Source organism: Phenylobacterium sp. (assembly GCF_035569475.1).
Classification (GTDB): domain Bacteria; phylum Pseudomonadota; class Alphaproteobacteria; order Caulobacterales; family Caulobacteraceae; genus Phenylobacterium.
Genome location: NZ_DATMNA010000051.1, coordinates 32,511 through 57,531, shown reverse-complemented (window position 1 = coordinate 57,531; position 25,021 = coordinate 32,511). Strand labels below are relative to the sequence as shown.

General features: G+C 69.8%; 22 protein-coding genes. 15 read left to right on the top strand and 7 right to left on the bottom strand.

Features of this window, described 5'->3' with window-relative positions:
* From VNW53_RS08570 to VNW53_RS08555, 4 genes are all read left to right on the top strand, one after another.
* Nucleotides 1–383: FkbM family methyltransferase (locus VNW53_RS08570; RefSeq protein WP_325555024.1), on the top strand; the 383-nt coding region annotated here is incomplete at its 5' end.
* A gap of 117 nt (nt 384–500) precedes the next feature.
* Complete coding sequence (locus VNW53_RS08565) at nt 501–797, top strand: DUF6894 family protein (protein WP_325555022.1); 297 nt, start codon at nt 501–503, stop codon at nt 795–797.
* Between the two features lie 182 nt (nt 798–979).
* Complete coding sequence (locus VNW53_RS08560) at nt 980–3,286, top strand: PAS domain S-box protein (protein WP_325555021.1); 2,307 nt, start codon at nt 980–982, stop codon at nt 3,284–3,286.
* Nucleotides 3,286–4,350, top strand: a complete 1,065-nt coding sequence (locus tag VNW53_RS08555) for an AI-2E family transporter (protein ID WP_325555020.1) — start codon at nt 3,286–3,288, stop codon at nt 4,348–4,350. The genes VNW53_RS08560 and VNW53_RS08555 overlap by 1 nt, the downstream gene beginning before the upstream one ends.
* A 71-nt stretch (nt 4,351–4,421) precedes the next feature.
* On the opposite strand, the gene VNW53_RS08550 is transcribed toward VNW53_RS08555, so the two are convergent.
* On the bottom strand, nt 4,422–4,856 hold the full coding sequence (locus VNW53_RS08550) for a copper-binding protein (RefSeq protein WP_325555019.1): 435 nt from the start codon (nt 4,854–4,856) through the stop codon (nt 4,422–4,424).
* 157 nt (nt 4,857–5,013) lie between these two features.
* Between VNW53_RS08550 and VNW53_RS08545 the strand changes: the two genes are divergently transcribed.
* Complete coding sequence (locus VNW53_RS08545; protein ID WP_325555018.1) at nt 5,014–7,083, top strand: alpha/beta hydrolase domain-containing protein; 2,070 nt, start codon at nt 5,014–5,016, stop codon at nt 7,081–7,083.
* 73 nt (nt 7,084–7,156) lie between these two features.
* On the top strand, nt 7,157–7,540 hold the full coding sequence (locus VNW53_RS08540) for a DUF1801 domain-containing protein (RefSeq protein WP_325555016.1): 384 nt from the start codon (nt 7,157–7,159) through the stop codon (nt 7,538–7,540).
* A 21-nt stretch (nt 7,541–7,561) separates the two neighbouring features.
* On the opposite strand, the gene VNW53_RS08535 is transcribed toward VNW53_RS08540, so the two are convergent.
* Nucleotides 7,562–9,079, bottom strand: coding sequence for a carboxylesterase/lipase family protein (locus tag VNW53_RS08535; protein WP_325555015.1), 1,518 nt, complete (start codon nt 9,077–9,079; stop codon nt 7,562–7,564).
* Between the two features lie 137 nt (nt 9,080–9,216).
* Here VNW53_RS08535 and VNW53_RS08530 point away from each other — a divergent pair, with 137 nt between their 5' ends.
* The 5 genes from VNW53_RS08530 to VNW53_RS08510 all read left to right on the top strand — a co-directional run bounded on the left by VNW53_RS08530 (nt 9,217) and on the right by VNW53_RS08510 (nt 16,278).
* Nucleotides 9,217–11,049 carry a M2 family metallopeptidase gene (locus VNW53_RS08530; RefSeq protein WP_325555013.1) on the top strand — a complete coding sequence of 611 codons (1,833 nt, stop codon included), beginning with the start codon at nt 9,217–9,219 and terminating at the stop codon, nt 11,047–11,049.
* Nucleotides 11,050–11,186: 137 nt separating this feature from the next.
* On the top strand, nt 11,187–12,806 hold the full coding sequence (locus tag VNW53_RS08525; protein WP_325555012.1) for a M20/M25/M40 family metallo-hydrolase: 1,620 nt from the start codon (nt 11,187–11,189) through the stop codon (nt 12,804–12,806).
* Nucleotides 12,803–13,408, top strand: coding sequence for a TetR/AcrR family transcriptional regulator (locus VNW53_RS08520; RefSeq protein ID WP_325555011.1), 606 nt, complete (start codon nt 12,803–12,805; stop codon nt 13,406–13,408). Before VNW53_RS08525 ends, VNW53_RS08520 begins: the two co-directional genes overlap by 4 nt.
* A gap of 98 nt (nt 13,409–13,506) precedes the next feature.
* Complete coding sequence (locus VNW53_RS08515; protein WP_325555009.1) at nt 13,507–14,136, top strand: hypothetical protein; 630 nt, start codon at nt 13,507–13,509, stop codon at nt 14,134–14,136.
* A gap of 123 nt (nt 14,137–14,259) precedes the next feature.
* The gene (locus tag VNW53_RS08510) at nt 14,260–16,278 is read left to right on the top strand and encodes a hypothetical protein (protein ID WP_325555008.1); all 2,019 of its coding nucleotides are present in this window, start codon (nt 14,260–14,262) and stop codon (nt 16,276–16,278) included.
* Between the two features lie 7 nt (nt 16,279–16,285).
* Here VNW53_RS08510 and VNW53_RS08505 read toward each other — a convergent pair whose 3' ends face one another.
* The 4 genes from VNW53_RS08505 to VNW53_RS08490 form a co-directional block, all read right to left on the bottom strand.
* Nucleotides 16,286–16,588 (bottom strand): hypothetical protein, encoded by a 303-nt coding sequence (locus VNW53_RS08505; RefSeq protein WP_325555006.1) that lies wholly within the window; start codon nt 16,586–16,588, stop codon nt 16,286–16,288.
* Nucleotide 16,589: 1 nt separating this feature from the next.
* The gene (locus tag VNW53_RS08500) at nt 16,590–17,102 is read right to left on the bottom strand and encodes a hemerythrin domain-containing protein (RefSeq protein WP_325555005.1); all 513 of its coding nucleotides are present in this window, start codon (nt 17,100–17,102) and stop codon (nt 16,590–16,592) included.
* Nucleotides 17,103–17,249: 147 nt separating this feature from the next.
* Complete coding sequence (locus tag VNW53_RS08495) at nt 17,250–18,047, bottom strand: enoyl-CoA hydratase/isomerase family protein (RefSeq protein WP_325555004.1); 798 nt, start codon at nt 18,045–18,047, stop codon at nt 17,250–17,252.
* Between the two features lie 47 nt (nt 18,048–18,094).
* A complete protein-coding gene (locus VNW53_RS08490; RefSeq protein WP_325555002.1) occupies nt 18,095–19,159 on the bottom strand; it encodes a TauD/TfdA family dioxygenase in 1,065 nt (354 codons plus the stop codon).
* Between the two features lie 157 nt (nt 19,160–19,316).
* On the opposite strand from VNW53_RS08490, the gene lepB reads away from it, so the two are divergent.
* Nucleotides 19,317–20,087, top strand: coding sequence for a signal peptidase I (gene lepB / locus VNW53_RS08485; RefSeq protein ID WP_325555001.1), 771 nt, complete (start codon nt 19,317–19,319; stop codon nt 20,085–20,087).
* A gap of 198 nt (nt 20,088–20,285) precedes the next feature.
* Here the strand turns inward: lepB and VNW53_RS08480 are convergent, their stop codons facing one another.
* Nucleotides 20,286–20,663, bottom strand: a complete 378-nt coding sequence (locus VNW53_RS08480; protein ID WP_325554999.1) for an EF-hand domain-containing protein — start codon at nt 20,661–20,663, stop codon at nt 20,286–20,288.
* A gap of 194 nt (nt 20,664–20,857) precedes the next feature.
* Here VNW53_RS08480 and VNW53_RS08475 point away from each other — a divergent pair, with 194 nt between their 5' ends.
* The 3 genes from VNW53_RS08475 (at nt 20,858) to VNW53_RS08465 (ending at nt 24,936) form a co-directional block, all read left to right on the top strand.
* Nucleotides 20,858–22,138 carry a SulP family inorganic anion transporter gene (locus tag VNW53_RS08475; protein ID WP_325554997.1) on the top strand — a complete coding sequence of 427 codons (1,281 nt, stop codon included), beginning with the start codon at nt 20,858–20,860 and terminating at the stop codon, nt 22,136–22,138.
* Between the two features lie 64 nt (nt 22,139–22,202).
* Nucleotides 22,203–24,002 carry a DUF885 domain-containing protein gene (locus VNW53_RS08470; RefSeq protein WP_325554996.1) on the top strand — a complete coding sequence of 600 codons (1,800 nt, stop codon included), beginning with the start codon at nt 22,203–22,205 and terminating at the stop codon, nt 24,000–24,002.
* A gap of 169 nt (nt 24,003–24,171) precedes the next feature.
* Nucleotides 24,172–24,936 carry a PEPxxWA-CTERM sorting domain-containing protein gene (locus VNW53_RS08465; RefSeq protein WP_325554995.1) on the top strand — a complete coding sequence of 255 codons (765 nt, stop codon included), beginning with the start codon at nt 24,172–24,174 and terminating at the stop codon, nt 24,934–24,936.
* The last annotated feature ends 85 nt before the right edge of the window (nt 24,937–25,021 follow it).

Here is a 25,021-nt window from a genome sequence, read left to right as displayed (position 1 = left end):
ACCAGGGCGCTTCGCTGAGCGCCGTCAAGGTCAGCGGCGACCACCGCAAGCTCCCCGTGCGGGCCGTGCGCTTCGACGACCTGGGCATCGGCGACGTGGGCTTCATGAAGATCGACGTGGAGGGGTTCGAGCGAGAGGTGCTGGAAGGGGCCGCCGAGACCCTGCGCCGCGATCGGCCCAACCTGCTGATCGAGATGGAGGAAGCCCACACCCATGTGCCGATCGGCGACATGGTCGCGACGGTGATGGGCTATGGATACAACTGCTACGCCCTGGTGCGCGGCACGCTGACACCCTTCTCCCACCTGGACCCCGAGGCGCACCACCGCCGCCCGGCGAGCCGCGAAGACTACGTCTTCAACTTCATCTTCCTGCCCAGCTAGCCCCGCCGCGGGCCGTCGCCGTCCGACCGCGGAACATCCGCGGCGGCGAGGCCTTATCAGCGGTTGCGACCCCGTCGACCGACGGGGCCTCTGCGTTCGCGACGGTTGGAAGAGACCATGCCCCGCTATTTCTTCCACGGCCGGGATGGCCGCACGTTCAAAGACGACGAAGGCACGGAGTTGCCTGACGACGCCTCGGCCAGGATCGAAGCCGCCCGGGTGCTGGGCCAACTGGTGAACGAATGGCCGAGCCAGGCCTGGGAGGACGACCCCTTCCAGATCACCGTGACCGACGAAACCGGGCTGACCGTGTTCGTCCTGGACCTGGCGGCCATAGCGTATGGGGTCAAGCCGCCAATCGAGCCTCCTCCCGCGGAGGGATCGGACTCGCCGAAGCGAGGGGACCCGCCGTGAGCCTGGCGACCGCCATCCTTGCGGAGAATGCGCCCACCCGGCTCGATGGAAGCTCCGTGCGTCGTGCGATCCGCTTCGCGGGCGATTTGGCGCCCGGCTAGCTCCGCTGCTCGGCGACCGCCGCCCAACGCGAGCGCAGGGCTTGTTCGCGGCGGCGGGCGAGACCATACGATGGTCCCACGATGACCTCCGAATCCGGAAACGCGGTAGCGGCCTGGCAATTCGAAACCTTCTTCGAGGTCACGCTCGACATGCTGTGCGTTCGCGATCGCGAGGGGCGCTTCGCGAAGGTGAACCAGGCCTGGGAGCGGACCCTCGGCTATTCGGCGCAGGAGCTGGAAGGCGCTTACCTTCTGCCGCTGATCCACCCCGACGACGTGGCGGGCACCCAAGCGGAAATGGAGCGGGTCCGCCGCAAAGGCGAAGGCGTCGCGGGGTTCATCAACCGCTATCGCCACCGGGACGGGACCTACCGCCACCTGGAATGGCGCGCCCGGCAGGTGGGCGACCTGGTCTTCGCCGTGGCGCGCGACGTCAGCGAGAGGATCGCCAGCGAGGCGGAAAGGGACCGCCTGGCCGCGCAGCTCGAGGACGAGAAGGCGCGGCTGGCCGCCGTCCAGACCGTGGCGAAGATCGGAAGCTGGGACACGGACCTCGCCACCATGAGGGTGCAGTGGACGGCCGAGACCCACAGGATCTTCGAAACCGACCCCGCGGGCTTCCATCCGACGCACGAGGGATTTCTGGGCCTCGTGCATCCCGACGACCGGGAGCGGGTGGCGCAGGCCTTCTCGCAGTCCATGCGAGCCCCGTCGGATTTCGCCATCCGGCACCGGCTCCTCCTGCCCTCCGGCCGGGTCAAGGACGTGGAGGAGCGGTGGCAGGTCTTCGCCGACGCCTCCGGGGTCCCGGTTCGCGCGGTCGGCACCTGCCAGGACATCACCGAGCGGCGCGAACTGCTGGAAAAGAGCCGGCTCCAGTTGGAGGCCGCGCTCAGGGACACCGAGGCGATCCTCGACAATTCGCACGACATCATCTGCACGATCGACCCTCAGGGCCGCTTCCTGAGGGTGAACCGGCGCGCCGAGCAGCTCTGGGGCTATGAAACCGAGGAGCTGGTGGGGGTCGACTTCCTGGACAGGGTCCATCCTGACGACCGCCGCTCGACGCTGAAGGTGACCGGCCAGGTCATGAACGGCTCGCCGGTGGGCGGGCACATGAACCGCTGCCTCTGCAAGGACGGAAGCGCCATCCCGATGATGTGGTCGGCGACCTGGTCGGACGCCCATCAGATGATCTTCGCCGTCGCGCGCGACATGCGCGAACACATCTCTGCAGAAGAGCGCCGCCGCCAGTCGCAGAAGATGGAGGCCGTGGGCCGCCTGACCGGCGGCGTCGCCCACGATTTCAACAACCTCCTCACGGTGATCATCGGCAGCACGGAAGAGCTCTCCGAGGCGCTGGCCGGCAGCCCTGAACTGCAAGCCATGGGGCGGCTCGCCCTGGGCGCGGCGGAACGGGGCGCCGAGCTTGTCAGCCGCTTGCTGGCCTACGCGCGGAACCAGCCCCTGGCGCCCGAGTCCGTGGACTGCAACGAACTGCTCGACGACATCCAGGAGATGGTCCGGCGCACCTTCGCTGCGGACATCGAGGTCGTGCTCGACAAGGCGCCCGGGGAGCTTCGCTGCCTCGCCGACGCGACCCAACTCACGACCGCGCTGTTGAACCTCTGCATCAATGCGCGCGACGCCATGTCGAACGGCGGCAGGCTCACCATTCACGCCGCGCGCCGCTCCGGAGACCCTGACCCGGCGCGCGCCTCGGACGAACCCCGCGAGGCCTACGCCGTGCTGACGGTGGAGGACACCGGACAGGGCATGTCCGACGAGACCAAGGAGCGCGCCGCCGAGCCCTTCTTCACGACCAAGATGGCCGGGGAGGGCTCGGGACTTGGGCTGAGCATGGTCTACGGCTTCGTCAACCAGTCGGGCGGGCGGCTGGAGATCGATTCGGAACTGGGGTCCGGCTCACGGATCAGCATCTACCTGCCGGAAAGCCAACAGGACGTGGCTCGGGCCGAGCGCCTGGACGAGGTGCTGGCGCCCTCGGTCGGCGCGCGCGTCTTGCTGGTTGAAGACGACGCCATGGTCCGGTCCCAGGCGGAGCGCCAGCTCCGCGCGCTGGGCCATCACGTCACCGTCGCCTCTGACGGCGTCGAGGCGCTGCGGCTGATTGCGGACTGCCCGCGTTTCGACGTGGTGATGACCGACGTCGTGATGCCGAACGGCGTCAACGGCCGCGAGCTGGCCGAGCGCGCGAGGGCCTTGATCCCGGACATCCGCGTGCTGCTGACCTCGGGCCACAGCGAGGACGCCATCGGGCGACGCGGCGGCAGGCGGCGGGGCGACGCCTTCCTGCCGAAGCCCTATCGGCGGGCCGAGCTGGAGCGGAAGATCGCCCTGCTGCTCCAGCCGTCCGGCGGCGGCTGATGGCCAAGCCGGCGATCCCCCTTCGCGCGCTGCAGGCGAGCAATGTCGTCATGGCGGTCATCCTGGTGGGGATCGCGCTGTGGCTGCTGCGCCGGATCCTGGAGCCCTTCGCCCTGGCGGTCTTCCTGCTGATCATGATCGACAGCCTGGCGCGCGCGCTGAGGGCGCGTATCCGGGGCTTTCCGCCCGCCGCGGCCCTGCCGTCGGCGATCGCCGCGATCATCGTCATCCTGGGCCTGGCGGTCTGGCTGACGGTGGACAACGCGGCCGATTTCGCCTCGCGATCGGCAGGCTATACGGCGCGGATCAACGCCCTCCTGGTCGGCGCCGCCGAACGGCTGGGCATGGCGGCGACGCCGACGGTTTCCGGCCTGATCCGCGAGCTCAATCCGGTGCGATACGCCGGCGTGTTCGCCAGCGGCCTCAGCCATTTCGCCGAGGGCGCGGTTTTCGTGCTGATCTACCTGGGGTTCCTGCTGGCCTCCCGGCAGGGCTTTGCGGCCAAGGCGCAGGCGTTCTTCGCGACCGAAGCGGAGCGCGACGAGGGCGACCGGATCTTCGACCGCATCCGCCGCGGCGTCGAAAGCTACATCTGGGTGCAGACGGTGGTGGGCGTGATGATCACCGGCGCCTCGGCCGCCCTGATGCTGGTGACCGGCCTGACCCACATTCCCTTCTGGTGTGCGATCATCTTCCTCGCCAACTACGTCCCGGCCGTGGGGGCGGCGATCGGGGTGCTGTTCCCGGCCGCCTTCGGGCTGGTGGAGTTCACCACCGTCTGGCCGGCGATCGGGCTGGTGGTCGGGCTGGAGGCGATCCACTTCGCGGTGAGCCACGTGGTGCAGCCGCGGATGCAGGGGCAGAGCCTGAACCTCGACCCCATCGTCGTCCTGCTGTCGCTGGCGTTCTGGGGCCTCGTCTGGGGCGTCGTGGGAGCCTTCCTCTCGACCCCGCTGGCGGTGATGGCCATGGCCATCCTGGCCGAGTTCCAAGGCAGCCGGCCGATCGCCGTCCTGCTGTCGCGCGACGGGAAGCCCTACGGGGACGTCGATGCGCGGCGATGAGGCAGGGACTGAACTCTCCCACTACCGGCTCTTCGCGGGGAGCGGACGCCAGCCCCGGAGCTACGCCCAGCCTACTGCGGCGGAGCGTCGAAGGGCTTGAGCGTGGAGATCTGGCCGCTGTCGACGGTGAAGCGGACCTTCTGGCCGACGGCGGTGGTGGCGAGCATCGCGGTCTTGGCGACCGGGAAGGGCTGGGAGCCCGCGGGCCAGTTCAGGGGCTCGACCGCCTCATAGGCGATGGTGACGCGGCCGGTCTGGGCGTCGATCGCCTTCACGACGCCGACGATCTGGATCTGGTTGACCGGCGTGGCCGGGGCCTTCGGCGCCGCGGGCGCGGACGCCGGCTTGGCGCCGCCGGAGCCGCCGCCGCCGCGACCACCGCCGCCTCCGCCGCCACCCCGGCCGTGACCGCCGCCGCCTCCACCGCCACCGCCACCGCCCATCTGGGCGTGCGCCACGGTGGCGGCCATCAGGACGATCAGGATCGGGGCGAGGCGCTTCAACATGCACGATCCTTACCCTGGAATTGCGCCCGCATGATCGCGAACCGGTTACGCTAACTGAAACCTGGCCCGCGATCCCGTCGCGCTCGGCCGCTGGGCCGTTGCGCCCGAGCCCACGAGCGGGTCACATGCCGCGCGAACGGTGAGGAGTGTCAAGACGATGCGGGCAACGATGCGGGCGGCGGGGATCGCGCTATGCGCCTGCGCGGCGGCGGCGGGCGGGGCGGCCCGGGCGGCGGTGGAGCGGGTGGAGGTCACCGAGCGGACGCCCTTCGCGGGCGGCATGAGCTTCGGCGCGGCGGGAGCTTACGAGAAGATCCGCGGGGTCGCCCATTTCGCGCTCGATCCGAACGCGGCGGCCAACGCCCGGATCGTCGACCTGAAGCTGGCGCCCCGGGACGCGCGCGGCCGGGTGGTGTTCGACAGCCCCTTCGTGATGCTGCGGCCGGTGAAGGCGCGGGACTCGACCCTGATCTATGACGTGAACAACCGCGGCAATATCGGCATCCTGGGCCAGGTGAACGGGCGCAGCCCGGCGCTGAACGACCCGACCACGGCGGCGGACGCCGGCGACGGCTTCCTGATGCGGCACGGCTTCACCCTGCTGTTCTCGGCCTGGACCTGGGACGTGGCGCCGCCGCCGCCGGGCGGCAAGCCGCTGGTCTTCGCGCCGCCGGTGGCCAAAGGGCCGGGCGGGGCGGCGATCACCGGGCCGGTGGAAAACGAGTTCACCGTCGATGCGCCGGCCGAGGTCGCCACCTACGCCGGCATGGCGGGCCTGACCTACGAGCCGGCGACGCCGGACGACCCGAAGGCGGTGCTGACGGCCCGGGCGCGGCCGAACGATCCGCGGGTTCCGCTGGCGCGGGCGTCGTGGCGCTTCGTGGCGCCGGCGCAGCCGGGTGGTCCGGGGCGGGTGCGGCTGGACGGCGGGTTCAGGCCGGGCGTGCTCTACGAGCTGACCTACGTGACGAAGGATCCGAAGGTGACGGCGGCCGGGCTGGCGGGGATCCGCGACCTGCTGGCCTGGTTCCGAGACCATCCGTTCGAGGGCGCGCCCGCGCCGAAGCAGGAGCTGATCTTCGGCATCAGCCAGTCCGGCCGGCTGATCGGGCGGATGCTGCACGACGGGCTGGACGTGGACGAGACGGGGCGCCTGGCGTTCCAGGGCGCCTATCTGGAAGTGCCGGGCGGCGGCGGCTCGGGCGGGTTCAACAGCCGCTTCGTGCAACCGACGCGGCACCCGTCGATGCTGCAGGAGCACGATCATCCGTCGGACGCCTTTCCGTTCACCACCGCGCCGTCGAAGGATCCGGTGAGCGGGCGGACAGCCTCGCTGCTGGATCACGCGGCGGACGCGCACGGGAAGACACCCAAGGTGATGTTCGCCAACACCTCGGCGGAGTTCTGGAACCGCGACGCCTCCCTCATCGGCACGACGCCGGATGGGGCGCATGACGTGGCCCCGGCGCCCGGCGTGCGGCTCTACGCCTTCATGGGCTCGCAGCACTATGTCGGCCGTAGCCACGTGCGCGCGCCGTACCTGAATTGCGTGTCGACGACGGACCACTACCTGCCGATGCGGGCGCTGATCCTGGCCCTGGACCGCTGGACGGCAGGCGGGGCCGAGCCGCCGCCCAGCGCCTATCCTCGCATCGCCGATGGGGGTCTGCTCAGCGTGGCGTCCTACGGCGCGGCCTTCCCGAAGGGGATCGGCCTGACGCCGCCCACCGACAACCTGCACGAACAGCGGTTGGACTTCGGGCCGCGGTTCGAACGCGAAGGCATCGCCGACCGCATCCCGCCGGCCAAGGGCCCGGACTACGTGAGCCGCGTGCCCGCGCCGGACGCCGACGGCAACGACCGCGGCGGGGTTCGGATGATCGAGATGGAAGTCCCGCTCGGGACCCACACCGGCTGGAATTTGCGCGCCCCGGAAACCGGCTTCGCCTGGGCGACCGCGCGCTTCGACGGCAGCTTCGTCCCCTTCGCCCGCACCGAGGCGGAGCGGCGCGCGGCCAAGGATCCGCGTCCCAGCCTGGCGGCGCGCTATCCCACCCGCGAGGCCTATGTGGCCAAGGTCAAGGCCGCCGCCGCCGCGCAGGTGAAGGCAGGCTTCCTGCTGCCGGAGGACGTCGATCGGGCGGTGGCCGAGAACCTGGGCCTCTACGACCGCCTACAGGGTCACGAACCGGCCGATCGGAGCTGCGAGTACCTGTTCGCGCCGTAGGGCGGAGATCCGAACGCCGTTGCATCGCGATCGCGGATATGTGCGGGCTCGGATTGCGAGGCTTGGAGACCCCATGAAGCCGTCTGAACAGATCGACCAATTGATCGCCGGCATCGCCGACTGGCGCCGCGAAACCTTCGCCGGCGTCCGCAAGGCCATCCTCGCGGCCGATCCGGAGATCGTCGAGGAATGGAAGTGGATGGGGAGCCCGGTGTGGTCGCGCGACGGCATCATCGCGGTCGCCAACGCCCACAAGGGAAAGGTGAAGCTCACCTTCGACCACGGGGCCAGGCTCCCGGATCCCGACAAGCTGTTCAACGCCGGCCTAGAGGGCAACCAGAGACGGGCGATCGATTTCTTCGAGGGCGACACGATCAACGAGCGGGCGCTGCAGGACCTCGTGCGGGCCGCTGTCGCGTTCAATCAGAGCAAGCCGAAGAAGAAGGCGGCGCGTTAGACCCCGTCCCCGGTTCCCGCCTTAGCGCGAGGCGTCCCAGGCTTTTTCGGCGACGGCCACGGCGGCGGCCTCGATCCTGTCCTCCAGCGGGGTGGGCTGGTCGGTGTGCGGATGGGCGTCGAAGCGCATGTAGGGCGAGGCGGTCCTGGTCACTGCAGCCCAGTTGGGGGCGCCCTTGCCGTTGGGGTCGCCGGTCTTGGCGAAGCGGGTCCAGTAGTCGCCCATCAATTGCGAGACGCGGGCGTCCTCGTCGTCCCAGACCTCCTTGTCGGCCCGCGTGCCGAACAGATAGGCGAGCTCTCCGCCGTGGTCGGTTCCCTTGGCCTTGGCGCGGTCGCTGCTGGCCACCTGGTCGAAGTAGTAGGAGTAGGCGGGTAGTCCGAGGGCGGCGTTGCGCTGGGCCAGGTAGCGCGAAGGCTGGATGGCCAGGCTCTGGGTGATCAGGTCGGATTCCGCGCCGGCCCTGGTCGGGTGCGCCTTGGCGCCCTCCAGGAGTTCGGGATAGGCGGCGCCCAGGGCTGCCTTGGCCACGGCGACGTTCTCGCCGACCAGGCTGGCCTCGTGGGAGTTGCCGCCGATCATCAGGCCGAGGCGGAGCTGTAGGCCCTTGCGGTATGTATCGCCTGGGCTGCGGAGCATCATCACGCCGTCCACCATGGGGCCCGCGGGACCGGGCTTCAGCGCGTCGGCGACCGGGATCGCGCGGAGCTGGGCGGCCGTGGCGTCCGCCAGGCCGAGGCCCTTGGCCCAGCTTGCGCCGAGGGCTTCGGCCGAAAAGGGGGTCCCGCGGATCGGGGCCGCGGTCGCCGTGCCGCCGCCGGACTCTGAGATGGCGCGCACGAAGAGGCCTTTGGCGGCCTGGGTCGTGGTCAGCATCTGGACCGCCACGGCTCCGGCGCTCTCGCCAAACACGGTCACCTTCTTCGGGTCGCCGCCGAAGGCCGAGATGTTCTTCTGCACCCATTGCAGAGCGGCGATCTGGTCCATCAGGCCGTAGTTGCCGAGGCGCCCGCCGTCGGCGTTCTCGGCGGTCAGCGCCGGGTGGGCGAACCAGCCCAGGCGGCCCAGGCGGTAGTTGATGGTCACCACCACGACGCCGCGCCGGGCGAGCGCCGAGCCGTCGTAGAGCGGCACGCCGCCGGAACCGCGGATGAACGAGCCGCCGTGGATGAAGACCATCACCGCATCGCCACCCTTTGCCGTCTTGGCCGGCGCGAAGACGTTGAGGAACAGGCAGTCCTCGCTCTGCGGTCCCACCTGAGCCCAGGGATCGTCGCTGAGGTGCGGCTGCGGGCAGGCCGCGCCGTTGGCTGTCGCCGGGCGGACGCCGGTCCAGGGCCTGACCGGCTGGGGCGCGCGCCAGCGCAGCGGGCCGGATGGCCCGGCGGCGTAGGGGATGCCGCGGTAGACCGCGACCTCGCCCGCGGCCACGCCCTGGACCACGCCGGAGTCGAGCTTCGCCGTCGGCTCGGCCCTGGCGGCGCCCGAGAGCGCGCCGGCCGCCACGGCGGCCGCGATCGTCAACTGCAAGATCTTCACCTGGACATCCCCGACAGATCGTTTTGCAGGCTGGATAACATGTTGCCGGGCTCGGCGCTCCGCTTGACGGCGCGGCCGGGCGCGGATCGAGTGTGCGCCGGGGCGGCGCGCAGGCGTCCGGCCCCGGGGAGCTCGCCATGAAACGTCTTCTGCTTCTGTCCGTCGCGGCTCTGGCGCTGGTCGGCGGGTCTGCCGTGGGCAAGCCCGCGGCCCATGGGTCCGGTCAGGGCGCGGCGCCGAGCGCGGCCGAGGCCAAGGCCTTCGTGGCCAAGGCGGAGAAGGACCTGGCCGAGATCAGCGTCTACGCGAACAAGGCCGAGTGGGTCTACGAGACCTACATCATCCCCGACACCAGCGACCTGACCGCCAAGGCCGGGGCCGAGCAGACCGAGATGGCGACCCGCTACGCCAAGCAGGCCGCGCGTTTCGACCAGGTGAAGGTCGACGAGGTGACGCGGCGCAAGCTCCTGCTCCTGAAGATCGGCCTGGTATTGCCCTCGCCGGACCGGCCGGGTGCGGCCAAGGAGATGGGCGATATCCAGGCGCGCCTGGCGACGCTCTATTCCACCGGCACGGCGACTATCGACGGCAAGACCCTGCACCTCGAGGACCTCGAGGATGAGTTGGCCAAGACCCGTGACCCCGCCAAGGCCAGGGAGATCTGGGAGAAATGGCGCCGGGTCTCGCCGCCGATGAAGGCCGACTATGTGAAGCTGACGGCGCTGGCCAACGAGGGATCGCGCGGCGTCGGGTTCAAGGACACCGGCGCGCTGTGGCGCTCGGGCTACGACATGCCGCCGGACCAGTTCGCGGCGCTCAGCGACAAGCTCTGGGGCCAGGTCGAGCCGTTCTACACGAACCTGCACTGCTACGTTCGCGCGCGGCTGAACGCCAAGTACGGCGACGCGGTGCAGCCCAGGACCGGACCGATCCGCGCCGACCTGCTGGGCAACATATGGGCCCAGCAATGGGGCAACATCTATGACGTGGTGGCGCCCGCCAACAGCCCGGGCATGGGCTACGACCTGACCAAGCAACTGGTCGCGCACAGCTACGACGCGCCGAAGATGGTCAAGACGGCGGAGAATTTCTACATCTCGCTGGGCTTCGCGCCGTGGCCCAAGACCTTCTGGGAACGCTCGCTGATCGTGCGCCCGGCGGACCGGGAGGTGCAGTGCCACGCCTCGGCCTGGGACGTGGACAACAAGGACGACATCCGGCTGAAGGCCTGCGTCCACGTGAACGCCGACGACTTCTTCACCGTCCACCACGAGCTCGGCCACAACCTCTACCAGCGGGCCTACAACACCCAGCCGTTCCTCTTCGAGAACGGCGCCAACGACGGATTCCACGAGGCGATCGGCGACTTCGCCGGCTTGAACGCGCTCACGCCGGGCTATCTGAAGCAGCTCGGCCTGATCGAGACCGTGCCGGGGCCGGACGCAGACATCCCCTATCTGCTCCGGCAAGCCATGGACGGGATCGCCTTCCTGCCCTTCGGCCTGCTGGTCGACAAGTGGCGCTGGGAGGTGTTCTCCGGCCAGGTGACCCCGGAGCACTACAACGACGCCTGGTGGGCGCTGGTGGAGCAGTACCAGGGCATGGTCCCGCCGGGGCCGAGGCCCGCCGACGCCTTCGATCCGGGGGCGAAGAACCACATCGCCACCTCGGTGCCCTACGCCCGCTACTTCCTGGCGCGGATCTACGAGTACCAGTTCTACCGGGCGGCCTGCCGCCAGGCCGGCTGGAAGGGACCGCTGAACCGCTGCTCGATCTATGGCGACAAGGCGGTGGGCGCGAAATTCAACAAGATGCTGGCCATGGGCGCCTCGCGGCCCTGGCCGGAGGCGCTCGAGGCCTTCACCGGCGAGAAGGACATCGACGCCAGCGCCATCGCCGACTACTTCGCCCCGCTGAACGCCTGGCTGACGGTGCAGAACAAGGGCCAGTCCTGCGGCTGGAAGACCTGAGGGCGGCGTTTGCCGCCTCTCTTCAAGAGCTTAGAGCGCGTCGGACGGGCGAGCCGGCTTCCACTTCACCCTGACGCGCTCTAGGCACGACGCCAAAGCTTGCTAGGGTCGCGGGAACGATCCGCAAAGGATGTCCCGTGCGCTCGATTCTCCTGGCCGCCGCGATTGTGGCGCTTCCGGTCTCGTCCCTGGCCGCCGCGCCGCCGCCGACCAAGGCGACCAGCGCCTGGTGGGGGCACATCAAGGTGCTGGCCTCGCCCGCCTATGAGGGGCGGCTGACCGGCAGTCCCGGCTACTACAAGGCCGCGCACTATGTGGCGGGCAAGTTCAAGGCCGCGGGGTTGAAGCCGGGCGGCGACGCCGGCTCCTATTTCCAGGCGGTGAAGTACCTGGAGGAGAAGGTGGACGCGGCGCACTCGTCCGTGGCGCTCGTCGACGGCGGCAAGACAACGCCGCTGGCGGTGGGGCCGGACCTGACGCTGGGCGCCCGCGACGAGCAGCCGAAGTCGGTGTCCGCGCCGCTGGTCTTCCTGGGCTACGGCCTGCACCTGCCGGAAGCCGGCTATGACGACTTCGCCGGCCAGGACCTCAAGGGCAAGGTGGTCGTGGTGCTGGGCGGCGGGCCGGACACCCTGTCGGCGGCGCTGAAGTCGCACGCCTCGTCCACGGAGTTCCCCAAGGCGCTGGAGGCGGCCGGGGCGGTGGGCGTGATCCGGCTGCAGAACCCCAAGGCCATGGACATCCCCTGGCCGCGGCTCATCGCGCTTTCCAGCCAGCCGGGGATGCGGCTCGCGGAGCCGGCCTTGCAGACCTATCACAGGCCGATGTTCTCGGCCTCGGTGAACCCGGACAAGGCCGAGGTGCTGTTCGCCAAGTCGGGGCATAGCTTCGCCGAACTGCTGGCCCTGGCCGATGCACGCAAGCCGCTGCCCCGCTTTGCGCTCAACCAATCGGTGAAGGCCGAGGTGGCGAGCGAGACCCGCGAGATCGCCTCGCCCAACGTGGTGGGCGTGCTCCCGGGGTCGGATCCCAAGCTGAAGGCGCAGTATGTGGTGGTGTCGGCGCACCTCGACCACCTAGGCGTCGGCGAGCCGATCAAGGGCGACAAGGTCTATCACGGGGCCATGGACAACGCCTCGGGCGTGGCCTCGATGATCGAGACGGCCAAGGCCCTGCACGCCCAGGGCCACAGGCTGAAGCGCTCCATCGTCTTCGTGGCGATCGCCGGCGAGGAGAAGGGGCTCCTGGGCTCCAAGGCCTACGCCGAGCACCCGACCGTGCCGAAGGCGGCCATCGTGGCCGACATCAACATGGACGAGTTTCTGCCGCTGTTCCCGCTGAAACACCTGCTGGTGCTGGGCGAGGGCGAGAGCACCCTGGGCGACGCGGCGCGCGAGGTGGCGGCCGCGCGGGGGTACGACACGCTTCCGGATCCCGCGCCGGACCGCAACATCTTCGTCCGCTCCGACCAGTACAGCTTCATCAAGACCGGGGTGCCGTCGGTTGCGCTGAAGGTCGAGGGCGTGCCGGGCTCGCCCGAAGCGCAGATGGACAAGGACTGGAACACCTACCGCTATCATTCGCCGCAGGACGACCTGACCCAGCCGGTGGACCTGAAGTCGGCCGACGATTTCGACGCCTATCTGCTGGCGCTGCTGACCCGCGTGGCCGACGCCCCGGCGCGGCCGGTCTGGAAGGCCGACAGCTTCTTCAAGCGCTTCGACGCCACGGGGGCGGCGACGGGAGGGCAGCGGTGACGACGGCTCCGGCGGCGATCGGCGGGACCCTGTCGGTCCAGACGCTGAAGACCCGCGTGCTCGACGTGGCCATCGAGATGGTCGCGCGGCGCGGGCCGGACGACGTCAACCTGCGCGACATCGCCGAGACGATCGGCACGGGCGTGTCGAGCCTCTACTACTATTTCAAGAGCAAGGACGCGCTGCTGGCCGAGGTGGCCGCGGAGGGTTTCGGTCAGCTCGAGGCCGCGGTGGTGGCCGCGCGCAACGACGGCAGCGGACGCGAGCCGATCCGCAAGTGCGGCGGCGCCTACCTGCGCTTCATCCGCGAGCGGCCGATGCTCTACAAGGTGATGTATCTGGAGCGCATCCTCTCGGGCTTCGAGGTGGCGAGGGCGGCCGAGCGGCGGGCCTTCGAGACCTTCGCGGCGGGAATCGCGGACGGCGCGCCGACCCAGGCGACCGAGGACAGCGCCCTGGCGCTCTGGGCGTTCGGCCGCGGCGTGGCGGCCCTGTCGATGGCGCAGGACGCGAACGAGGCCGGGTCCGGCCGCGAGCTGGCGCGGCGGCTGGTGGGCGGGCTGGAAGTCCTGATCGGACGGCGGATCCGCGGGACGCCCTAGGCGCCTCGCGCTTCTGTCGCCGCCATTCGTGGGGATAGTGTTCGAAGGGGGCCGCACGAATGCCGTTCATAAGATCGGAAGGAAAACGCCGCGCCGCCTTGCGGTGGTTGTTCCTGGCCTTGCTCAGTCTGGGATCGTCCCGGCCCGCCATCGCCGCGGCCCCGGCCAAGCCCGCCGCGAACGACGCCACGGTCTCGGAGCTCATCGTGACGGCGTCGAAAACGGTGGCGGAGCTCACCGTGACGGCGAAGATGAAGTGCCTGGCGCCCGATAAGATGGGTGAACGGGCCGAGCGCCCGAAGGTCGTGAGCACCTTTCCCGGCAAGGGCTCGGTGGTCCGGCCAGGGCTGCTGGTCATACGGGTGACGTTCAATCAGCCGATGGCCTGCGAGGGGGCGCTGACCGTCGCGCCGCCCCTCCAGAATCCCTGTCCCGGCACGCCGCAGCATATGCTCCTGAGCTACGACCGGCGGACCGTGAGGACCGTCTGCGTCGTGGAGCCCGGCGCGCAATACGGGGTGTGGCTGAGCCAGGATCCCACGGCGCGCAGCTTCCTGGGGCTGGGCGGGCTGCCGTCCGAACCTTACCGGCTGAACTTCTCGACCTCGGCCGAGCCCGCGGTGACGACCGTCTGCAACGCCCTGGTCGAGGATGGGGAGACCGCGCGCCAGATCCGCAAACGCGGGACGGCGGATTGTACGGGCGAGGGCTCGACCTCGGGCGATTAGCCCCGTTCCCCGGCCGGTAGGGGACAAGGCGGGCTCCGGCTCCCGCGACGCATTTGCCGCTTGTGGAACCCGGTTCGACGGTTCGGTATGAGGCCTAAATCACGCGATTGCGGGGATACCCAGATGACGTCCGTCAAACTTGCCGTGTTCGGAGCCGCCGCGAGCGCGCTGCTGGTCTACGGCTGCACGACCGGCTCGGCGCCCAGCGCCTTGATGTCCGGCGGCGAGGCCTCGGCCACGGCGGCGAGCCCGGCGCGGGTCGACAACTTCCTGCTGGCGGACGCCCAGAAGCTGGAGGGCCACGAACTCTACCGCATGGCCGACGCCAAGGCGGTGGTGCTGGTCAGCCAGGCCAACGGCGACGCGGCCGTGCGCGGCCTGGCGCCGGCGCTGAAGAGCCTGCAGGACGCCTACGCCGCCAAGGGCGTCGAGGTGATGCTGCTGAACTCCACGCCGGACGAGAGCCGCGACGCGATCGTGGCGGAGGCGGCGAAGGCCGGCTTCACGGCCCCGGTGCTGATGGATTCGAACCAGATCGTCGGCGAGGGCCTGGGCGTCACGCGCTCGGCCGAGGTGTTCATCGTCGATCCGAAGACCTGGACCGTGGCCTATCGCGGCGGGATCGCCGGCGCGGCCAAGGCGCTGGACGCGCTGACCGCCGGCCAGCCGGTGACGGTGGCCAGCGCCCCGGCCGGCGCGGGCGCGACGATCGCCTTCCCGGCGCGGGATGCGAAGCCTGCGATCACCTACGTCAAGGACGTGGCCCCGATCCTGGAAGCCAAGTGCGTGGCCTGCCACGAGGAAGGCGGCATCGGCCCCTTCGCGATGACCAACTACGAGATGGTCAAGGGCTTCTCGCCGATGATCCGCGAGGTGATCCGCACCAACCGGATGCCGCCCTACGGCGCCGATCCGCACGTGGGCAAGTTCTCCGACGACAAGAGTCTCACGCCCTCAGAGATCAAGACCCTGGTCCACTGGGTCGAGCAGGGCGCGCCGCGCGGCGAGGGCAAGGACCCGCTGGGCGCCGTCAGGCACGTGGCGGCGGAGTGGCCGCTGGGCAAGCCGGACGTGGTGCTGAACGTGCCGGCCTTCACCATCCCGGCCTCGGGCGTCGTCGACTACCAGCACCCCTTCGTCAACAACCCCCTGACCGAAGGCAAGTGGCTGAAGGCCTCGACGATCAAGGTCACCGCGCGCCAGGGCGTGCACCATGTGCTCACCGGCTTCATCGACGAGGCGCCGCAGCCCGGCCAGCAGGCGTTCGAGAACAAGTGGGGCGCTTCGGTCGGCAGCTACGCGGTCGGCGCCGAGAGCGAGATCGCGCCGGCCAACGCGGGCACCTACATCCCGGCGGGCGGGGCGATCGGCTTCCAGACCCACTACACGCCCTTCGGCAAGGAAGTGACCGACCACACCCAGATCGCGCTCTACTTCTACAAGGACAGCGAGAAGCCCGGCCTGGTGATGCACAACTCCCAGATCGTGAACAACGCGATCGTGCTGCCGCCGAACGACGGGCACCACCAGGAGGTGGCCTACCTGGAATTCCCGAAGGACGCGCTGCTCTATTCGGCCTTCCCGCACGCCCACTACCGCGGGGCCTCGTCGGACCTGTGGATCCGCTATCCGGACGGCAAGGAGAAGCTCCTGCTGGCCCTGCCGCACTATGAGTTCAACTGGCAGCGCCACTATACCTTCGCCGAGCCGATCAAGGTTCCGGCGGGGTCGAAGCTGATCGCCCACTACGTCTACGACAATTCCAAGCGCAATCCGCACAACCCCGACCCCAGCAAGCAGGTGGTGTGGGGCGACCAGTCCTGGGAAGAGATGTTCTTCACCCGCATCCGCTACCGCTGGATGGACGAAACCTCAGTGCATCCGGTCGACTACGACGACGCCCTGAAGGCCAGCGCCTTGATGGGAATGCTGGACTCCAACACCGACGGCAAGCTCGAGAAGTCCGAGCTGAAAGGCCGGATCGGCGACATGCTGGCCAAGAATTGGGACGCCCTCGACAAGAACCACGACGGGGTCCTCGACCGTGACGAGCTGGCCGCGGCCGAGAAGATGATGCGCGGCGGGCGTGAGCGTCGGGCCCAGGCTCCGGCGGCGGCGCCTGGCGCGGATCACGGCCGGTAAGCGGCGATCAGCCGACGGCGGCTTTCGCGAGCCGCCGCCGGTTGGCGCTGACCTTGCGCTGGTAGTGCGCCAGGGTTCGGGCCGAAGCGCTGGCCGGCGTCGCGCCCAGGCGCCCGGACAGCGCCATCACCTGCAGCGAGGCGCCGGCGGCGATCTTCTCGCTGACCATCCGGGTGCTCTCCGCCTGGGCGCGCGCGCCGCCCTGGGCGATCAGCACGGTCCGAAGGCCGATGACGGCCGAGGCTTCGAACCCCAGCCGCCAGGCGTCGAAGCCGATGCCGATCCAGGGATTGCGCGGGGCGCGGGCCACCTCAGGCCAGGCTCGTGCCATGCAGGGTCGTCGCTTCGGGTCGGGGCAGGCCCTGGCCCTTGTAGGCGGCCAGAAGCTGAGCCTTCTCGGCGGCCATCTTCGCGCCGAGGGCGTCCATGTCGAGGCCGGCCTTGCGGGCCTGGGCGAACATGCCCTCGACGCGCTTTTCCTCCTCCTCGACGTGGTGCTCGATCTCCTCGGACAGCACCTTGACCTTGGCGTCGTAGAACTTGTCGTCCGGTCCGCCGGCCTCGATCTCGGCGATCAGCACCTTGGCGCCGTCGTGCTCGACATAGGCTTCCTTGAGCAGGTCCTCGTCCACCGAGCCCTCGCAGGCCGGATAGAAGATGTCCTCCTCGATCTTGGCGTGGACGGTGAGCTCCATGCAGATCTCTTCGGCGAGGGCCTGTTTGCGGCCGTCGCCCTTGGCGGACTCGAACTTGGCGAACAGGTCTTCGACCTTGCGGTGATCGGCCTTGAGCAGGGCGATAGCGTCCATTTGCGGGGTGGCCATGGGGGTTTCTCCAGAGAACGGGGTTCAGGCCCTCAATCCCCGGTCAGCCCGGATGTTCCGCCACCGGCGCTAATCGTTTTCCAGAGCCCTTCCCACTCAGTTTGAATCAACCTGAGAGGGCAAGAAGGGCTCCAGATAGGACAGGCCTCAGCGCCCCTGGAACACCGGCTTGCGCTTTTCGAGGAAGGCGCGGCGGGCCTCCTGGCCGTCCTCGCTGCCGAAGGCCTTGCGGATATTGGCGACCTCGAAGCGCAACTGGGATTCCAGCTCCACGCCTTCGGTCGACCTGACCATGCCGCGCTTCAGGAGGCGAAGGGTGATCGGCGACCATTCGCAGAGGGACTGGCAGTACTCGGCCAGGCGGGTGGCGAACCCGGCGTCGTCGACGGCCTCGCCGGCCATGCCCCACGCCACCGCCTCGTCGCCGACCAAGGTGCGGTTCTCCATCATGAAGCGCATGGCCTTCTCGTAGCCCATGGCCTGCGGCAGGGTGACGGTGAGGCCGGCGTCGGGCGAGCCGCCGATGCGGGTGTAGCCGGCCATCAGCCGCGCGCTGCGGGCGATCAGCCGCACGTCGGTGGCCATGGCCAGGCCCAGGCCCGCGCCCACGGCGACGCCGTTGATCCCGCCGACCACCGGCTTGTCGCAGCGCTTGCGGATCGCAAGCAGGAAGTTGCCCACCCAGCCGATGTCGTCGAGCTGGGCGGTCTGGGGCGTCATGGGCGAATAGGGTTCGGCGCCCGGCGACAGGTCGAGGCCCGCACAGAAGGCGTCGCCGCTGCCGGTGATCGCCACCACCCAGACGTTGTCGTCCAGCGCGGCCTTGTCGACGGCCTCGACGATCCCCCAGGCCAGGGCCTGGCTGAGCGCGTTCTTCTTGTCGGCGCGGTTCAGCGTGATGGTGCGGACGTGGCCCGCATCCTGGGTGGTGACAAGCGCGGTCATGGGCGGGGCGGCTTCCTCTGTTTCCTGGGCGCCAGCATAGCTCGGGCCTATTCGGCGTCGAGGGGAGCGATCCAGCGGTCGGGCGGCGCCGACACGCCGCCGCGTTCGCCTGGGGTCACCGCGCCGAAGCGCTCGGCGAAGACCGGGGGCAGGGCCTGGGCGGCCGGCGGGGCCAGCCATAGGCGCAGGAGGTGGCGGCGGCGTTCGGGCTCCGGCCAGTCCTCGAAGGCGGTGCGGTCGTGGAACAGGACATGGTTGTTGACGAGCTGGATATCGCCGGGGCGGAAGTCGAGCTCGATGTGCAGGGCCGGGTCTTCGGCCAGCGCGTCCAGCAGGTCGAGGGCCTCGACCTGGGCCGGGCTGAGCGGCGGAACCTGCGGGAAACGGCGGGCGCTTTCGATGTACTGGCGCTGGTACATGCCGGCGAAATGGCCGGCAAACCAGTTGAAGACCGGAATCGTGAACCAGGGGGCCTCGCCCGGCGCGGCCTCGCCCCGGCGGTCGGTCTCGATGGGTGCGAACAGCCGGGCCGCCAGGTCGGGCCGGGCGCGGCGCATCTCGTTGTAGAGGGTGACCGAGCTCACCAGGCTGGAGCGGCCGCCGGCCTTGGCGGGGCGCAGGCACATCAGCCCGACCACGTCGCAGGAATCGGTATGGTAGGTCTGCCGCTCGTGGGTCTGGTAGAGGCGCGCGGTCGGATCGTCGCCGGCGCGGCCGAGGTCCTTCACATGGCCCAGGATATGGCCCTGGGCGTTCTGCGGCCGGAAGGCCCCGAGATGGGCGCCGATTCCGAGGAACGCCGCGGCGTTCTCGCGGTGGCTCAGGCGGGCCGGGTCGAGCCCACGCAGGACGGCGAAGCCGCGGCCTTCCAGCACCTCGCCGCGCAGCAGGGCCGCCAGGCGCGGGCCGAGGATCGGCAGGGGGAAGTCCTCGGCGCGGACGGCGGTCAGCTCGGCGCCGCCGGCGGCCAGGCGTCGGGCGGCCTGCTCGACCTCGGCGACCTCGGCCTCCGTGAGGCGGGTGACCCATTGGTCGGCGGCGAAGTCGGCGGCGCGCCAGGCCGCGGGGCCTTCAATGGCGGCGGAGGGCATGGGTGTCGGGGTATCGGTCATCGGCCGCAGGATCGCCGCCAGACGGGGGCCTGTCGAGCGTTGTCCGGACAAGCCCACGCCCTGTCCCCACAAGATGGGCGTTGAACCTCCGCGCTGCCCCCGGCCAGATCGGGGCGCAGGCCAGGATCGGCCGGCGTTGCGAGGCGGGCGGTGCGGCATGACGGCCGAAGAGGCGAGCGGGTCCCGCGTAGCGGGCGGAGGGTTCGGGCGCGAAGCCGTCGAGACGGTGAAGACCGTGGTCATCGCGCTTGCGATCGCCACGGTGCTGCGGGTGGTGGTGTTCCAGCCCTACACCATCCCCTCGTCCTCGATGGAGCCGGGCCTGGTGACCGGCGACTACGTCGTGGTCTCCAAGTGGAGCTACGGCTGGAGCCGGGCCTCGTTCCCGTTCAACCCGCCGATCTTGCACGGACGCATCTTCGGGCGCGATCCGGCGCGGGGCGACGTGGTGGTGTTCCGCCTGCCGCGCGATCCGGACGAGGCCTACATCAAGCGGCTGATCGGCCTGCCGGGCGACCGGGTGCAGGTGATCCGGGGCGCGGTCTATGTGAACGGCAAGCCGATCCCGCGGCAGTACGCCGGCCCGGCCCAGGACCACGACGATCCGGCGCGCGTCGTGCCGCGTGTGATCGAGACCGCGCCGGACGGGCGGCGCTACGCGACCTTCGGCGGCGCGGCCGAGGGCGAGGGCGACAACACCGGCGTCTATCTGGTGCCGGACGGCATGTATTTCTTCATGGGCGACAACCGCGACAACTCCTCGGACAGCCGCTGGCCGAGGGAGCTGGGCGTGGGCTTCGTCCCGGCCGAGAACCTGGTCGGCAAGGCCCAGGCGGTGGTGGTGTCCTGGCGAGGCGGGGCGTCGGTGCTGAAGCCCTGGACCTGGCTGGACCTCGACTTCAGCCGGTTCCTGCAGCGGGTGAGATGAAGGGGCTGTCCACGAACCACACGAACGCGTCAGGTCCTGCGAGGCCCGCGCAGCGGGCGCTTCCAATGGAGCCACGGATCGGACGGATGGCGCCGGCGCGATCCGTGGAAATCCGTGTGATCCGTGGTTCAAATGACTGAGCCTCCGCTGTCGCGGAGTCGCGGAAGAGCGCGCGTTCGTGACGTTCGCGGTTCGACCCTACCGCTCCTCCGCGGCGCGGAATTCGGCGAAGGTAATCTTGCCGTCGTGGTTCCGGTCGAGGCGCTGGAAGTCGGCGAGGGTGAGGGCGTCGGCGCCCTGGGTCAGGCGGTCGAACTCGGCGCGCAGGGACGGATGGGCGAGCGAGGGCAGGGCCACGGCGCCGACAGCGGCGGCGACCAGGGCGCCCAGGATGAGCCGCTCGCCGCGGCGCGCGGGGCGGACGGCCCTGGCGGGGTCGATCTGGCCGTCGATGAAGCCGCGCAGCGCCTCGCTGGCGGAGCGGCCCTCGTCGCGGCAGCGGGCCATGAAGGCGAGCTTGGTCGGATAGGGCAGGCGGATCTCGAGCGTCTCGCTCTTCTTCAACTTGGCGGTCATCGGGGCCTCGGGGCAGGCTTGCGGGTCGTCCAGATCCTAGCCCAAAGCCCATTTCGCGTCGCGACGACAGGAAATTCCTGTCCGGACAGACCGACGGAAAGGGCCTAGGGCCTAAGTAGCAGCCCTGAATTGGCGGCCCGCGCGCCGTCCTTCAACCTCGCGGGGGCCTGCGACGCGCGGGCAGGAAGAGCGACATGCCGGACGGAACGGCCACGGCCCATCTTTACCTGCCCAAGCTGGCCACCGTCATGCGCGAGGGCTATGGCGCCGAGGACCTGCGCCGCGACGCCGTTGCCGGGCTGACCGTCGCCATCGTGGCTCTGCCACTCTCCATGGCCATCGCGGTGGGCTCGGGCGTGTCGCCGGAGCGCGGGCTGTTCACCGCCATCGTCGGCGGGTTCGTGGTCTCGCTCCTGAGCGGGAGTCGCTACCAGATCGGCGGGCCGGCCGGCGCCTTCATCGTGCTGGTCTCGGCGACCGCGGCGAAGTTCGGGATCGAGGGGCTGCTGCTGACGGTGCTGCTCTCGGGCGCCCTGCTGACCCTGGCCGGCGCGCTGCGGCTCGGCTCGCTGATCCGCCATATCCCGCACGCGGTGACGGTCGGCTTCACCTGCGGCATCGCCGTGACCATCCTGGCCAGCCAGCTCAAGGACCTGGGCGGGCTGAAGCTCAGCGGGACCGAGCCCGGGCCGCTGATCCCCAAGCTGGGCGCGCTGGCCCAGGCGATGGGAACCCTCAATCCGGCGGCCCTGGCGCTGGGCGCGGGCGTCACGGCGCTGATCTTCCTCATCCGGCGGTTCCGGCCCACCTGGCCGGGCATGCTGATCGCGCTGACGTTCGCAGCGTTGCTGGCGGCGGTGCTGCACCTGCCGGTGGAGACGATCGGCAGCCGCTTCGGCGGCATCCCGCATTCCCTTCCGCTGCCCAGCCTGCCGCCGATCAGTTTGGCAAAACTGCTTTCCGTGCTGCCTGCGGCGCTGTCCTTCACCCTGCTGGGCGGGGTGGAGAGCCTGCTCTCTGCCAAGGTCGCCGACACTATGACCGCGCGGCGGCACCGTTCGAACATGGAGCTGGTCGGGCAGGGGATCGCCAATATCGCCTCGGCCCTGTTCGGCGGGATCGCGGTGACCGGCACAATCGCCCGGACCGCCACCAATGTGCGGGCCGGCGGACGCAGCCCGGTGGCGGGGATGCTGCACGCAGTCTTCCTGCTGGCCTTCATGCTGGTGGCTGCGCCACTGGCCAGCTACGCGCCGCTGGCGGCTCTGGCCGGGGTGCTGGTCGCGGTCTGCTGGGGCATGGCGGAGAAGGAGGAGTTCTGGCGCCTGCTCAGCGATTGGCGCGGCGCCCTGGTGCTGTTGACCACCTTCGGCCTGACGCTGCTGAAGGACCTTACCACCGGCATCGTCGCCGGCTGCGTCGTAGCCGCGGTGCTGGCGCTCCTGAAGCGGCCGGTGGTCGAAGAGGGGGCCTAGTTGCCGTTCCCGGCGGATTCGACGTAGGCCTGCTCCTTGGCGGTGCGGCCGAGGGGTGTGGGCGATGCGGACGAAACTGGCGGCCGGCGTGTTCCTGGCGGGACTGGTGCTGGCGGGCGCGGCGTGGGCGCAAGCCGCCAAGCCCGCGCCGGGGCCGGCCGACGCGAAGTTCCAGGCGATCTACAAGGCCGAGTGGACCTGGCGGAAGATCGAGTTCCCCGGCGAGCGCGGCGACGCGGCGGCCATCGCCGACCGGCTGGGCAAGGTGGACGCCGCCAGCCAGGCCCGGCGGCTGGCCTATTGGCAGGGCGTGCTGCATCAGCTCGACGGGATCGCGGAGAAGGACCTCTCGGCGGATGAGGCGGTGAACTACGAGGTCTACCGGGACCAGATCGGGACCCGCGTCGCCCAGTTGCGGTTCCGCGAGTACGAAAAGCCGTTCAACTCGGACTCGCAGTTCTGGTCGAACCTGGGGTTCACCGCGTCGCGGACCTTCCACACCGCCCAGGATTACCGCAACTGGATCGCCCAGATGCGCGACCTGCCGCGCTGGTTCGACGACCAGACGGTGAACATGAAGGCGGGGCTGGCGCGGGGCTTCACCGCGCCGCGGGCGACGCTGGTGGGGCGCGACAAGTCGGTGTCGATCGTCTCCCAGGCGAGCGATGCGGAGCACACCCTGTTCTGGAAGCCGTTCCAGCACATGCCGGCCTCGATCAGCGCGGCCGAGCAGGCGCAGCTGAAGGCCGAGGCCAAGCGGACGGTCGAGGGCGTGGTGATGCCGGCTTACGCAAGGCTGCTGGTGTTCCTCGACAACGACTACATCCCGCACGCCACCGAGACCCTGGCGGCGGAATCCCTGCCGGACGGCAAGGCCTACTACCGCGCCCAGATCAAGGAGTTCACGACGCTGGACATGGATCCGGAGGCGATCCACCAGCTTGGGCTCGCCGAGGTCGCCAAGATCCACGCCCAGATGCTGGGGGTGATGAAGGAGACCGGGTTCAAGGGCGACTTCCCGGCGTTCCTGGCCTTCTTGCGCAGCGACCCGCAGTTCTATGTGAAGGACCCACAGGAGCTGCTGAACCGGGCGGCCTGGATCGCCAAGCGGGTGGACGGCAAGCTGCCGGCCTATTTCGGCTGGCTGCCGCGCAGCCGCTTCGGGATCGAGCCGGTCGCCCCCGACATCGCGCCCTTCTACACCTCCGCCCGGGGCGGGACGACGACCTACCTCCTGAACACCTATGACCTGCCGTCGCGGCCGCTCTACAACCTGACGGCGTTGACCCTGCACGAGTCGGCGCCCGGCCATTCGCTGCAGGGCGGGCTGGCCGAGGAGCAGGACCGGCTGCCGCCGTTCCGGCGCAACGTCTACATCTCGGCCTACGGCGAGGGCTGGGCGCTCTACTGCGAGCGGCTCGGGGTGGAGATGGGCATGTACGATACGCCCTATGACCGGTTCGGGATGCTGACCTTCCAGATGTGGCGGGCGGCGAGGTTGGTGGTCGACACCGGCATCCACCACGAGGGCTGGACGCGGGCCCAGGCGATCGCCTTCCTGCACGACAATTCCGCCCTGGCCGACCACGACATCGAGATCGAGGTCGACCGCTACATCTCCTGGCCCGGGCAAGCGCTCAGCTACTATCTGGGCATGATGGCGATCGTCGACGAGCGGGCCAAGGCGGAGAAGGCGCTGGGGCCGAAGTTCGACATCCGCGCCTTCCACGACACGGTGCTGTCGACGGGCAGCGTGCCCCTGCCGGTGCTGCGCGCGCGCATCGACCGCTTCGTCGCCGAGGGCGGCAAGGACCCGATGCCGGTCAAGTTCCAGAAGCCGAAGGACGAGACGGCGGCGCCGTAGCTGAGGCCGCGCCGGCTCGCGCTTGCGGCCGCGCCTATTGGACGCAGATGTTCGCGCAAAAGGGGAACTCGCTTGTGGCGGCCCTGGGCGTCCGATACGCAAGCTTAAGCTTAGCAGTGGCATGCTGTTCGAGATCGGCCGGCTCCCTTCGGCCAGAGTGGATTGTGCAATGAAGAAGTACCTGTTGAGCGCCGCGGTGACGGCCTTGTCGGTGTCGGGCCTGATGGCCGCGCCGGCGGTGGCGAACGCGGCGGTCTTCGTCTCGGAACTGGTCTACAGGGACGGCGCCACCGGGCCGCAGACGCCCTACGGCTCCGTGACGATCACCGAGCTCAACGCCGATTCCCTGAAGGTCGAGGTCGACTTCACCAACGCCAACACCGTGTTCGTGAACACCGGCGGTCCGCACAATCCGTTCGTGTTCAATACCCTCTATGTCGACCAGGCGACGAAGCCGCACGCCGCGGCGACCGACGATCCCAACGCCATCACGCTCGACGCCCCGGTCGGCAAGTTCTACGACGCCGGGCGCGGGTCGTTCGAGAACACGCCGTTCGGGACCTTCACCAACGAGATCGCCCTGAACACCGGCAATGGCCAGGTCAACGGCCAGCAGGATCCGATGATCTTCACGGTCTACGATCCCCACGGCATCACCTTCGCCGGGATCGGGGCGACGGTCTCCAACACGGGCCTGTTGCTGACCACGGGGACCGGCGACCACTTCACGTCGAACTCGGGCGGGTGGTGGTTCTCGGCCGACATCTACGACGGCGCGACGGGGAAGACCTACAATGTCGCCGCGCGCGACGCGATCGAGCAGATCCAGAACGCGGTGCCCGAGCCGGGGACCTGGAGCCTGATGATCGTGGGCTTCGGCGGCGCGGGCGCGATGCTGCGCCGGCGGCGTGCGGGGATGGCGGCCCTCGCCTAGCGAGCCGCCGCTGCCGCGGGGATCGGTTGAATCCCGCCGAACACACACCTTGCAGTCGAACTTTTCCCCCCTCGGGGGAATGGGA